Genomic DNA, 13,829 nt, shown 5'->3' with positions numbered 1-13,829 from the left:
AGACGATCTGTGAATCTTCTAGTAATTAATCAGTAACAACTACATACATTTGAGTGAATTTTACACAAAAAAACCTCAGTGAATTATGTATATAAATATTACCTATTGAAAAATATGAACTTTTATTTAGGTTTAAATTTTGCTCTAAGTTATTTAGAAGATACTTACAAAATAAAATCAATATTTACCCTAAACGTAAAAATAAGTCGTGTTTTTATAAAGGAATGAGAATGAAACAACTAACCCAAAATCTGCCTAAATGGCAAAAGAAGTCAGCACCACTACTGGGTCTACTTATTATTTTTTCGACTTGGGGCAATAGCAACCAAGCGATTGCTGCAACCGTTGATGTAGCAATCCCACAAAGTAGCTTATTTGACGTAATTAGCGCCCGCGCTAAAAAGTTAGCAAGCGAAGAATACGTGGCGCCTAAAAACATTGAGCTTGAAGCACTTAACAATATTGATTATCAAGATTACCGTTCAATTCGATTTAAAAAAGACAAAGCAGTATGGAAAGATGAAGGCCTGTACGAGCTGCAATTATTCCATCCTGGTTTTTTATATAAAACACCTGTGACAATAAATACCGTTGATAGCGACTCTAAACGCAGTCGCTTACCTTTCAGTACTGACTTTTACCAATACGATGGCACTGCTGCACCACTACAAGAAGAAATAGCTAAAAGTGTTGCGGATACTCAACTAGGCCATGCTGGATTTCGCTTACATTACCCGTTAAATACTAACGAGTATAAAGACGAAGTAATGGTATTTCAGGGAGCATCGTATTTTAGAGTTGTTGGCCCTCAGCAAGTTTATGGATTATCAGCTAGAGGCCTTGCCATTGATACTGCAGAAAATTCAGGTGAAGAATTTCCAATGTTCAAAGAGTTTTGGTTAGTTAAACCAAAGGCCGACCAAACACAAATTACCATTTTTGCATTATTAGATAGCCCATCTATATCGGGTGCATACAAGTTTAGTGTTGACCCTACAACTAATATGCTAGTTGATGTTGATATGCAGATATTTGCACGTAAAGACATTAAAAAGCTCGGCGTAGCTCCATTAACGAGTATGTTTTACCACGGTGAAAACAGTACCAAATTTTTTGATGACTATCGCCCTGAAGTTCATGACTCGGATGGCCTATTAACTCAATCTGCTGATGATAAATGGGTATGGCGCCCTCTTAACAACCCTTCACAGCTAAGTGTAACTTCGTTTTCATACAATAATCCAAAAGGTTTTGGGTTAGCTCAACGAGATCGAGATTTTAATAACTATCTGGACACAGAAGCACATTACCACAACCGCCCTAGTCTATGGATTGAACCACAAGGTGAATGGGGAAATGGCCGTGTAGAGCTTGTAGAGATACCTACTGACACAGAAACTAACGACAATATCGTCAGTTACTGGGTACCAGAAAAGCCAATGAAAGCCGGTGATTCGTTAAAGCTAAGCTACAAAATGACGACCTTTAATGCAGCTTTAACTCAGCACGAAAAAGCGAGAGTACTGCGCACAAGAATCGGTAGTGCTGCTTTACCTGGTGAGGACAACCCTCCACCAAAAAGCCATCGCCAATTTACTGTTGATTTTACTGGGTCAGAAATAAATCAACTCTCTGAACAGTTAAAGCTAGATGCCGACATTCAACTTACAACAGGCGAAGTAACCGACGTGAATGTACAAAAACTGCCTGATTCACGAGGATGGCGTGTAGCCTTTAAAATTGCACCACAGGACGATCAACCCGTTGATATGCGTTTATCGTTAAAACTACGTGATAAAGAAATTAGCGAGGTATGGAGTTATGTTTGGTACCCAAATGACATCAAGTAATAAAGGTAAGGGCACTCCAATGCCATTCAAAACATTAAGAGTTTGGCTATTTGCTATTGCAGCGCTTGGCACATCTGGCTACGGCATATCTATTATGTTTGAGATTTTAAGCTCAAACGGTATGACATTACTTGAGTATGCTCTTTTAGTATTATTCTCAATCACTTTTGCCTGGATTGTAACGGCATTTTGTAGTGGAACAATCGGCTTTGTATTACAGCTATTACGAATTGACCCACTTACGCTAAAGCGTATTAAACCAATTGAGTTCAATAGTGAGGCAATTAACGCCCAAAAAACCGCCGTTGTAATGCCTATTTACAACGAAGACACCCACCGTGTTATCGCGGGCTTTGAAGTTAGTCTGCAATCGTTAAAAGAAACAGGTCAACTTGCAAACTTTGATTTTTACTTATTAAGCGACACGCAAGACCCAGAAATAGCTAAAAACGAGCTAAGTGCATGGCATGCATTGTGTGAACGTTTAGGTGATACGGCTAAAAACGTTTTTTATCGTCGTCGCGAAGATAACAAACACCGTAAAGTAGGTAACCTAACCGACTTTTGTGAGCGCTGGGGCAGCCAGTACGACCATATGATTGTGCTTGATGCAGATAGCGTAATGACCGGGAAATGTATGCTAGAGCTTACTACAAGTATGCTCAACAACCCACAAGCAGGCCTGATCCAAACTATTCCGATCCCTGTTCGTCAAGATACCTTTTTTGGCCGCTTTTTACAGTTTGCGTCAGTGCTATATAGCCCAATGCTCGCTACTGGCTCAGCTTTTTGGCAAACTGATAAAGCCAACTACTGGGGTCATAATGCAATCATTAGAGTTGAAGCATTTATAACGTGCTGTGGCTTGCCAACACTAAAAGGTAATGCACCTTTTGGCGGCGAAATTTTAAGTCATGACTTTGTAGAAGCTTCACTACTTCACAGTGCTGGTTGGGATGTATTGTTGCTATCAGATATTGAAGGTAGCTATGAAGAAGTACCAAGTAACATTCTAGACTACGCTGTACGCGATAGACGCTGGGTGCAAGGTAATATTCAGCACTTAGGTTTACTATCATCATCAAAATTAAAATTAATGAGTAAGCTACACTTTTTACTCGGTGCCACAGCCTATATTTCATCACTAATTTGGCTCTCAATGCTAGCGCTAAGTACTATTGATGCAGTAACGCGCGCATTAAATAGTGATGTGTACTTTAACCGTGTTTATCAATTATTCCCTACATGGCAAATAGCTAAAACCGATCTGATTGATTCACTCTTGTATTTAACTATTGTTATTTTATTAATGCCTAAACTAATGGGCATAATAGTAACCTTAATACATAGAAACAAACGCTTTGGTGGTTCATTTAAGCTCATACTAGGTTCAATCATTGAAACCGTATTCGCTATTATTGTTGCCCCATTAATGATGGTATTTCATGCTTACTTTGTACTTTGTGTGTTTTTAGGTAAAAAAGTGAAGTGGGATGCACAACCGCGCGAAGGTCGTATGGTTCCGTGGAAAGAGGCGTTTGGTTATACGTTATTCTCAACTATTGTGGCTATTGCATGGGGTTGTACGGCTTACTACTTCACGCCAGTATTCTTTTGGTGGTTATCACCTATATTGCTGGGCTTAGTATTAGGCGCTCCGATTATCCGTTATACCAGTAGCATTAAACTCGGTGTACAACTAAGAAAGTTAGGTATATTTATTTGCCCTAGTGAAGTTGATAACGACTCAACTCTAGAAGCACTTAAAATACATCTAAAAGAAATTTCGGTACCAAAGGAAGGTGCTTATCCACAAACAATACCGGCACTACCACAAGAGCAGTTGGTAACAATGCCTATCCAGTCTTTTAAGAAGCCACGCAGGCTAAAGATGAAAGCGCTAAAAGCTAAGGCTATAAAAAAGTTTAATTAGCGCGTTATAAAATACAAAAACAAAAAAGGAGCGATTAATCGCTCCTTTTTGCTATCTAAATTAAAGATCAAGCATTGCATTTATCGCTAATATTTTCAATTTTGTTAGCTAACTTATTGCAGTACATTTTAGAAATAGCTGATTGCGTTTCATCATCAAGTTGCCAGTTATAAAAATGGAACGTTTTACCATTATCTAACTCCACCTTAAAAATGGTGAAAAGAAAAAACGAACTAAATGATACGCAACTAATTTCCTCGCTATTGATATAACGCTTTGTGCATAAACGCGTATAACAAATGCCTGCTTTATAACAATGTAAAAAACGAAGATGAAGAATATTAAAAGTAGTAATAATCAGTAGAGCTGGCATTACAGTGAGAAAAACAATTTTTAGGTTCACAGAAAATATAATATGAATTAAAAATATTAAGCTGAATGCTAAAACGCATTTTGTAAATTGTAGCCACCAGTTTGGTGCTAATTTAATAGATTTCATGATTGTTACGTCTTATATAGAATTAATAGCAAACGTCTCTGCTGCGGAGACTTCCTTATCTGACTTTAGAGCTCTAGTCTAAAAGTGCTAGTATTCTACATTACGTATATAGATGCATCAATAGAAGTTCTTAAAATTCATACAGTTACATTTACTTTACAATTAACCTCTTATAAACCAACCAATTAAGTAATTGAGGTAAATAAATTGCTCTCTAGTACCTTTTTATTAATTAGTAACATAGGACTAATTAATAATAAAAAGTAGTTATAAACAACTAAAAAAATAAAACCAAATTATAGGCAATAAAAAACCCGCAACATGTGCGGGTTTTTTTAAAGAGTTAAAGAGCTAATTACTTAGCAGCTTTTTTCTCTTTTTCTGCAGCGATTACTGTATCAGCAACGTTTTGCGGACATGCAGCGTAGTGTGAGAACTCCATAGAGAACTGACCACGACCAGATGTCATTGTACGTAGTGTACCGATGTAACCGAACATTTCTGATAACGGTACGTCAGCTTTAATACGGCTGCCTGTTAAACCAGCTTCTTGGTCTTTCATCATGCCACGACGACGGTTAAGGTCACCGATTACGTCACCAACGTGATCTTCTGGAGTGAACACGTCAACATTCATGATTGGCTCAAGAAGTTGTGCGCCCGCTTTAGGGATCGATTGACGGAAAGCGCCTTTAGCAGCGATTTCGAACGCGATTGCAGATGAATCCACGGCATGGAAACCACCGTCGAAAAGTTCAATTTCAACGTCAAGTACAGGGAAGCCAGCTAGAACACCAGTACCCATCATTGACTTGAAGCCTTTCTCAACTGCAGGCCAGAATTCTTTAGGTACGTTACCACCAACAACTGATGATTTAAACGTGAAACCTGAAGCAACTTCGCCTGGCTTGATGCGGTAGTCGATTTTACCGAACTGACCAGAACCACCAGATTGTTTCTTATGCGTGTAGCTATCTTCAATTTCTTTAGTGATAGTTTCACGGTAAGCAACTTGTGGTTGACCAACAATAAGGTCTACGCCGTAAGTACGCTTAAGAATATCTACTTTGATATCTAAGTGAAGCTCACCCATACCTTTAAGGATAGTCTCGCCTGAATCTTCATCAGTCTCAACTTGGAAAGATGGATCTTCTGCAACCATTTTACCGATAGCAACACCCATTTTCTCATTACCGCCTTTATCTTTAGGCTGTACAGCAATCGAGATTACTGGAGTTGGGAATACCATTGGCTCAAGTGTTACTGGGTGCTTAGGATCACATAGAGTGTGACCAGTTTGCACGTTTTTCATACCTACGATAGCAATGATGTCACCAGCTTGCGCGCTAGTTAATTCGTTACGATCATCTGCTTGCATCTCAACCATACGGCCAACACGCTCAGTTTTACCAGTAAACGAGTTAAGGATAGTGTCACCCTTGTTTAGTTTACCTGAGTAAATACGTACGAATGTTAATGCACCAAAACGGTCATCCATTATTTTGAATGCTAACGCTTTGAAAGGTTCGTCAGTAGATACTACTGCGAACTCGCCATTTTCGTTACCTTCTTCATCCATAAGAGGTTGAGGATCAACTTCTGTAGGACATGGTAAGTAATCAACAACAGCGTCAAGAATAAGCTGCATACCTTTGTTCTTAAACGCAGAACCACAGTATGTTGGGAAGAAAGCAAGGTCACGAGTACCTTTACGGATACAACGTTTGATGTCTTCTAAAGAAGGTGCTTCACCTTCCATGTAAGCTTCAAGTAGTGCATCGTCTTGCTCAAGGGCAGTTTCAACAAGCATTTCATAATACTCGTCAGTTTTATCTACCATGTCTGCAGGAATGTCTGTGATTTCGTAGTTTTCAGGAAGACCAGTGTCATCCCAAACGTATGCTTTTTTAGTTAAAACATCTACAACACCAACAAACTCATCTTCAATACCAATTGGTAAAGTCATGATTAGTGGAGTTGCGCCAAGTACTTTACGTACTTGCTCAGTTACACGGTAAAAATCAGCACCCATACGGTCTAATTTATTTACGAAGATAATACGTGCAACTTCTGAATCATTAGCATAACGCCAGTTAGTTTCTGATTGTGGTTCAACACCACCAGAACCACAGAACACACCGATGCCGCCATCTAGTACTTTAAGTGAACGGTAAACTTCAACTGTGAAGTCAACGTGTCCAGGAGTATCGATAACGTTAAAGCGGTGATCTTTCCAGAAACAGCTTACAGCCGCAGACTGAATAGTAATACCGCGCTCAGCTTCTTGTTCCATGAAGTCAGTAGTAGATTCACCATCATGAACCTCACCAGTTTTATGGATTTGACCAGTAAGCTTTAGGATACGCTCAGTAGTCGTGGTCTTACCCGCATCAACGTGCGCGAAAATACCAATGTTTCTGTACTTCGATAAATCTGCCATTAATTTTGCTCTTAATAAAGTCGATAAATTATTCCGCAGGAGTATAACATCACTTAAAGCGAACATCACCATACAAGCCGCTTAAAATGCAATCAATTCAACATATTTTTTTTATCGTCAGTATCTATTAAATATCAAACATAACAAAAAAAACGTAAGGCACTGAAATAAATAGCATTTAATGTTTTAGCATCAGGTACACAAAGTTACTTCGCTATTTTATAGCAACGTTCAGGGCGGCCAATACTGCCATAACTTTGATCCGCTGTTAACTTACCTGATTCAAGTAAATACTCCAAGTAACGGCGTGCTGTAGAGCGACTAACACCAACCAAATCGCCCATTTGCTGAGCGGTAAATGCAGTGGTTGCGTGCTCTACAAAAGCATCATGTATTTTTTGCAGGGTAAGTTGATCGACCCCTTTTGGTAAACGAACAGACGTGTTGGTTTGCTGCTTTGAACCAAATAACGTATCAACCATTGACTGCGTTACTTCACTTGCATCAGAAAAACATTGTTGACGTGATTCAAAACGTGCGAGTGCTTGATCAAGTCGGTTTAACATTAATGGTTTTACTAAAAAGTCGCATGCACCTAACTGCATTGCTTTTTCAAGGGTTTCGACCTCTTTTGCAGCAGTGAGCAGCATAACCTCACTTTTAATCGTTCGACGTCGTAAGTCGGTCAATAAATCAAGTCCGTTACCATCAGGTAAATGTATATCGAGTAAAATCAAATCGGGTTCAATTGCATGCAGTAAGGCTGTTGCCGTGCTTAAATTACCTGCAATGCCCACTACCTGATACTGTGCTTGCCTTAAACTTTGCTTTGGCGTTTGACTACCTGCGACACCATTTGGTAATAACAAGTACTGCGCTAATAGCTGTGCTACCTCTACTTCGTCTTCAATTATTACTACTGAATACGTCATGTTTAATGCTCTTATTATTTTGGAATGTAAACACTTAGTCTTGCACCAAGTAGGTCTGACTCACCAATTTCTAACGTGCCACCGCATGAGTCTAAATTTGTTTTTACTAAATATAAACCAATACCATGCTCTGCTCCTGATTTAGAGCTGTACTGAGGGGTAAAAATAACATCATGGTCTGAACCTAACCCAAAGCCTGTATCTTCTACATCAAATAAGAGAGTTTGGCTGGTTTCATCAACGGTTACCCGTACTTTTGCAGGGCGAGAGTTCGATGACCTAATAGCAGCCTCAATCGCATTATCTATAAGGTTACCTAAAATAGATACAACTCGCTCGAGCATATCTTTACGTGCAATAACACCAAGTAGGCTGTCGGGGTTAAGCTCAAGCGCAACATTTAATTCTCTTGCTTTATGATATTTACCCACCAACAAACCAGCAAGCACAGGGTCTTGTATGCGCTCTAACAAGTTATGAATTTGTGCCTGAGAGCCCTGGCTTTCTTGCCCTATTATTTCTATAGCTTGTTCGTTTTTGCCCATTTGCACTAACGCACCAATTAAGTTGAGCTTATTAGAATAGTCATGAGTTTGTACCCTTAAAAGCTCTGCAAAAGCCTGAACTTTAGTAAGTTGTTGGCTTAAATACTCAAGTTCATCAGAGGGGCGCATACTCAGTAAAATACCATCCGCCTGCCCTTGCACTTGCAAAGAAAATCTCGATAAAATAAGGCGTTTATCGGCGGCAAATAATTCAAAACCCACTATTTTACGTCGCTGATTACGCAATAAAAATTCTGCATGTTCAGGTAATAAATCGTTTAAGCTGAGGTTCTGATTAATAATTGAAGTTGGTTTATCTAATATTTCGCAGGCGCGTTGATTGAGTTTTCGTACTTTTCCGTCCGGGTCGAGTGCAATAATACCGCTGCGTACCGTATTTAAAATTGCATCTTGTTCTGAAAACAAACGTGCAATTTCATCTGGCTGCAGGCCAAAAATAGCATTTCTGACACGCTGTCCAATATAAATAGCCGCCAGTATACTTAAACCTACAAGTATTAAGCCCCATATTAAAATTTCACTACTGCGAGAGAGAATAAGCGGATCGATTGATTGTACTAAAAAACCAACCGATACAACGCCTACTATTTCATTATTACCTGCGTACACCGGCACTTTGCCACGAATTGATTCACCTAAGCTACCATGGGCCACCGAAATATAGCGCTCACCTTTTAATGCAGCTTGGCTATCGCCTCCGACCATTTTTTTGCCAATTTTATCTTCATCTGGATGCACAATACGAAGCGCATTTTCATCGCCAACAACAATAAAATCAGCACCTACAAGCTGTCGTAAATCTTCAATTTGCATATTAATAGCGGTTAAGTCACTAGGTATTTTCAGTGCATTAATTACATCAGCACGTGTGGCAATACTGCTTGCTACAGCTAATGCTTTATCACCAATATGGTTATGTAAGCTTTGCGCTGTAAGTTGATACACCAACGCGCCAAATAATAAAGCCTGCAATACACACAATCCTGTTACCCAAATAATTAATCGTGTTTCTAATCGCTTAGGTTTTATGGCCATGTTTTGCAATGGATTTAGCTTGTTGGTGTTTTTCATTTCATTCTCAATTATGCATTTACTTTGTCTGCACGGCGTTGCATTAAATAATCTTTTAACGGAAACAACAGCACTAAAATTGAAATTACAAATATGCTCAATGTTAGCGGACGATCCCATAAAAAGCTTAATGAGCCATCAGAAATCATCATTGAACGACGGAAGTTTCGCTCAATCATATCTCCTAATATAAAACCTAATAATAATGGTGCCATAGGAAATGACAGTAATCGCAATACTAGCGCAACCACCGCAAATCCTACCATCATAAATAAGTCGAAGGTATTGAAGGACACTAAGTAAACACCAATTAAGCTAAAGAACAATATCATCACGGTGAGTACCGACTTAGGCATTGCTAATACTTTTGCAAAGTAAGGAATAAGCGGCAAATTTAAAATAAGCAGTACAATATTACCAAAGTACATACTTACAATAACCGCCCAAAATACACTTGGGTTTTCTTGCATAAGCATTGGACCTGGTTGAATGCCGTAAGCAATCAAAGCACCTAGCATAATTGCCGTAGTACCTGAGCCCGGAATACCAAGCGTTAACAGTGGAACAAACGATCCTGTACACGCCGCATTATTTGCCGACTCTGGCGCAGCTAAACCACGTAATGAGCCTTTACCAAACTTTTCTTTCAAACCTTTTGGCGCTAAATTTCGCTCTGTTGCATAAGCCATAAAGCTTGCAATAGTTGCACCAGCACCCGGTAACACCCCCACTATAAAACCTAAAATAGACGAGCGACCAATCACTGGTGCTATCTCTTTAATCTCGGCTTTACTTAACTTGGTTGAACCTATTTGCGGTGTGTCTGAGTCATTAATGTTTTTAGCATCTTTTTTCTCTGGTTTTACAACATTTACAAGCGCCTCGGCTAATGCAAATGTTGCCATAGCAACCAGTAAAAAGCTTATTCCATCGAGTAAATCAGGTTGCCCGAAGGTAAATCGGTCAGTACCTGATGATGGATCAATTCCAACCGTTGCTAGCATCAAGCCAAACACAGTCATCATCATTGCTTTTAAAAATTGCCCTTTATTTGAAAATGCTGCAATAGCTGTTAGGCCTAAAAACATCAGCACAACATAATCAGGGGATTGAAAACTCAATGACACTTTTGCTAATAAAGGCGCAGCTACCATTAATAATATGGCGCCAATCGTTCCGCCTATAAAGGAGGAATAAGCAGCAATTGCCAATGCTTTACCTGCGTGCCCTTGTTTAGCAAGCGGGTAGCCATCAAAGGAGGAAGCTACCGTACCCGCCACGCCTGGCGCATTAATTAAAATAGATGACGTAGAGCCACCAAAAATAGCGCCGTAATAAACACCCGCCATTAAAATCATGCCCGAATCGGCGCCAATGCTGTAAGTAATTGGGATCATCAAGGCAATTGCGGTAATTGGCCCCAATCCTGGTAACATACCTATAAAAGTACCTACCAAGCAGCCAGCTATAACGTACATTAAATTATTAAAGTCGAGCACGGTCGACAAACCAAGCATAATTCCATCAAACATAACTTAACTCCACAAATCGCCCGGAACCAAGTAAATACCTAATACTTGAGTCATCAAAAACCAAAAAAACACCGCAACCGGTATCGATGCAAATAGCAAAATTCCCTTACGTCTTTCGCCCATCACAAAAAAGCCCGCAAGCAAAAACGCACTAGTAGAAATTAAAAAACCAATTGGCTCCAGTGCCGCGCTATAAATTACCATTAATATTAATAAACCAAAGGTGCGCAGTACGTGTGACTTTTCAAGAACATCATCAGTATTAGTTTTCTCTCTTGGTTTAAGCAATGTTGAACCAATAGAAAGTAAGCACACCACAATACCAAACCCGGCATATACTTTAGGAAGTGTCGCTGAGGTAACCGTTTCGTATTCTTCAAACGGTAGTAGCGGAATTTGCCATGCAACCACAGCGTATAAAGTAAATAGCGCCAAGAATAAACTTGGCCCTATTAATTCTCGATTCGTCATTTTAAAACCTCGATTACGGCAATGTGCGGATAAAGCCAAGCTCTTCCATTACAGCTCTAAGCTGCACTTCTTGTGCTTCTAGTGACTTAATAAACTCATCTTTTTCTTGAAAAAGATTTAGCCAACCGTTACGAGCTCGTACAGCTTCCCACTCAGGTGTACTTTGCAACTCACGTAGTTTTTTTGTGTACTGTGCTAACTTTTCAGCGGGTAAATTAGGCGCAGCAAAAAGACCACGCCAATTAACAAATTCCATATCGTAACCTAGTGACTTAAGTGTGGGTATTTTTGGGTAATCAGGTAAGGGCTCACCCGATGTAACCGCTAAAATACGTGCTTGACCACCGTTAGCTACTTCAAGCGCTTCACTTAAGCCAGTAGAAAGTAAATTCACTTCGCCTGAAAGCAACCCAGCCTTAGCTTTACCGCCTGCATCGTAAGGAATATAACGTAGGCGTCGACCATCTATACCCGCAGCTTTAACTGCTTGAGCCGCCACTAAGTGATCCATACTGCCGCGAGCAGAACCGCCCGCTACTTTTACCGAACTTGGATCTTCTTTTATTGATTTAATAACATCCTCCCAAGTTTTAAATGGAGAATCGTTACGCACTACAAACGCGCCATAATCTGCAATCATACTGGCTACAGGTGTTAAATCGCGATAGCTATAAGGAATTCGGCCACTTAACGCGCGCAATACGATAGGCGTTGAGTTAACCATTAAAATATCGCCCTTTTTAGTGCCCGACTCAATTAAATACGCAATAGCACGACCGCCTCCACCACCAGACATATTTTGAAAAGATGCATTATTTTCAATGCCTGACTTAACTAAACCTTCGCCTATACCACGGGCTGTTGTATCCCAACCACCACCAGGTCCGCCAGGGATTAAAAAGTGAGTGTCGGCCATTGCCATTGGGCTGCTAAGTACTAACGATGCTGCAAGTATGGTCGTTTGTAATGATTTAAATAATTTCATTGTGTGTCCCTTTAAAATAAATACTGCATACGTGCACTAAAGCCCATACCAGAGTCTTCGTCGCCAACCAGCGCAGTAGTACCGGCACCTTCTACATCGCTGTAAATTAGATTACCCATAAACTTAATATCACTACTTACGTAATAAGATGTACCTAATGTATAAGTTGTCGCTTTTGTGCCTTGTAAGCTACTTGTAGCATCTACTTCTGAAACACGTGCCACCAACTCCCATGCATCTTTAATATTTTTAGGTTGTACAAATAATGCAGAGCTCGCTTTGTATTGGCGCTGTTCTCCACCTAAAAAGTAACTTGCCGATACATGAAAACCATCAAAGCGCTCGCCATCTAAAAAATCAGCACTATTAGCGGCATCAAGTGAGCGGCTTGCATATTCAGCCTCAAGTGTTAAAGAATCCGCCTGATAAGCAAACTCAAGACCGGTTTGCGATAAACTATCAAGTGGGCTTGTTACACCACCAGCAGCATAATCAACAAGGCGAGTATTAGTCTCGCGCACTTCACCACGCGCAAAACGTGCGCCTAATTCATTGCCACCCATATCGCGATATGAATGCCACACGCCTAAATGAATTACATCGCCAGGTGATGCACTCGACCATGTAGCACGCCCAGTAATAGCAAGAGTAAGCTTGTCGTTTTCATCGCTACCTGTTGCACCAAATGCATCATTTTTATAAACGCCTATCGCGTAACGAAAGCCAGAGTCTTTAAAATATTGATAGGCAGAAGCGCCCCAACGAAAAAATGGGGAGAAAGTATTGGCAAGCGAACTACGCTCAATTGTATTAATGTGCTTTGAACTGGTTAATGCATTTAGCGATATATCTTCGCGAATTTTACCTGCTTTAACTTTAAGTCCGTTATCAAACGCATAACGAACACGCGCCATCACTATTTCAGCAGTGCCTTCGGCAAACTCGAGTAACAACTTGTGATCCCAATTTCCGTGCTCACTTTCAACGTAAGTACGAATACGACGAGGGAAAAAATTGCTCCCGCCAGAGCCCTCGTTATCAGCATTGTAAGCACCATCAAAATAGTTGTAGTCGAGCTGAACCCGTCCACCAAACTCTAAATTAAAACCACTGGTTGTTTTTAATGCACTTACTTCTTTTTGTAACGCATCTAATTGCTCTTGTAGTTTTTGCGTATCGTTATCGGCTAAAACGGATGTACTTGCTAATGCTGCAGCAACTGCCAAAGCGAGTTGTGTGTTACTTGCTTTCATTATTTTCTCCACGCTTGTGTATGTATTTATTGTCAGGTAGATAAGCGACGACAAACTGCTATCTAACTCGCAGCTTATTGTTAACGTGAAATTAACTAAATATTTAGAAGGTAAGGTGCATTGATGATCGTTATATGCTTTTTGCTCATAAAGTTCATGAACAAAAAGAGCAAAAACAGTTACTGTTATATTTTGATTTATAAACACTTTTAAAGGTTTGAATGATTACCGTACGAATAAATAGATAGGATTTTTGCAGCTCTAATAAAGCCCACAATAAAGTAGGCTTAGCTAATT

Annotated in this window: 9 protein-coding genes; 2 read left to right on the top strand and 7 right to left on the bottom strand. The window is 39.8% G+C overall.

Annotated features, from left to right (window positions below):
- The first annotated feature begins 230 nt into the window (after positions 1-230).
- Both GQR45_RS17795 and mdoH read left to right on the top strand, forming a co-directional pair.
- A complete protein-coding gene (locus GQR45_RS17795) occupies positions 231-1,850 on the top strand; it encodes a glucan biosynthesis protein G (RefSeq protein WP_165726630.1) in 1,620 nt (539 codons plus the stop codon).
- Complete coding sequence (mdoH, locus tag GQR45_RS17790; protein ID WP_165726629.1) at positions 1,822-3,783, top strand: glucans biosynthesis glucosyltransferase MdoH; 1,962 nt, start codon at positions 1,822-1,824, stop codon at positions 3,781-3,783. The genes GQR45_RS17795 and mdoH overlap by 29 nt, the downstream gene beginning before the upstream one ends.
- 854 nt (positions 3,784-4,637) lie before the next feature.
- On the opposite strand, the gene fusA is transcribed toward mdoH, so the two are convergent.
- From fusA to GQR45_RS17755, 7 genes are all read right to left on the bottom strand, one after another.
- The gene (gene fusA / locus GQR45_RS17785) at positions 4,638-6,722 is read right to left on the bottom strand and encodes an elongation factor G (RefSeq protein ID WP_010554859.1); all 2,085 of its coding nucleotides are present in this window, start codon (positions 6,720-6,722) and stop codon (positions 4,638-4,640) included.
- Between the two features lie 206 nt (positions 6,723-6,928).
- Positions 6,929-7,654: a response regulator gene (locus GQR45_RS17780; protein WP_024589479.1), complete on the bottom strand. Its 726-nt coding sequence runs from the start codon at positions 7,652-7,654 to the stop codon at positions 6,929-6,931.
- 14 nt (positions 7,655-7,668) lie between these two features.
- The gene (locus GQR45_RS17775; protein WP_165726628.1) at positions 7,669-9,291 is read right to left on the bottom strand and encodes a sensor histidine kinase; all 1,623 of its coding nucleotides are present in this window, start codon (positions 9,289-9,291) and stop codon (positions 7,669-7,671) included.
- An 11-nt stretch (positions 9,292-9,302) separates the two neighbouring features.
- Positions 9,303-10,823, bottom strand: a complete 1,521-nt coding sequence (locus tag GQR45_RS17770; protein ID WP_008136529.1) for a tripartite tricarboxylate transporter permease — start codon at positions 10,821-10,823, stop codon at positions 9,303-9,305.
- Between the two features lie 3 nt (positions 10,824-10,826).
- Entirely contained in the window at positions 10,827-11,294 is a 468-nt protein-coding gene (locus tag GQR45_RS17765; protein ID WP_165726627.1) for a tripartite tricarboxylate transporter TctB family protein, read from the bottom strand.
- A gap of 13 nt (positions 11,295-11,307) precedes the next feature.
- A complete protein-coding gene (locus tag GQR45_RS17760) occupies positions 11,308-12,279 on the bottom strand; it encodes a tripartite tricarboxylate transporter substrate-binding protein (RefSeq protein ID WP_008136527.1) in 972 nt (323 codons plus the stop codon).
- A gap of 11 nt (positions 12,280-12,290) precedes the next feature.
- Entirely contained in the window at positions 12,291-13,532 is a 1,242-nt protein-coding gene (locus GQR45_RS17755; protein WP_024589482.1) for a porin, read from the bottom strand.
- Positions 13,533-13,829: the final 297 nt, after the last annotated feature.

It is taken from the genome of Pseudoalteromonas sp. SA25 (assembly GCF_011378705.1).
In the GTDB taxonomy this organism is placed as follows: Bacteria; Pseudomonadota; Gammaproteobacteria; order Enterobacterales; family Alteromonadaceae; genus Pseudoalteromonas; species Pseudoalteromonas arctica.
This window is presented reverse-complemented; position numbering and strand designations above follow the sequence as displayed.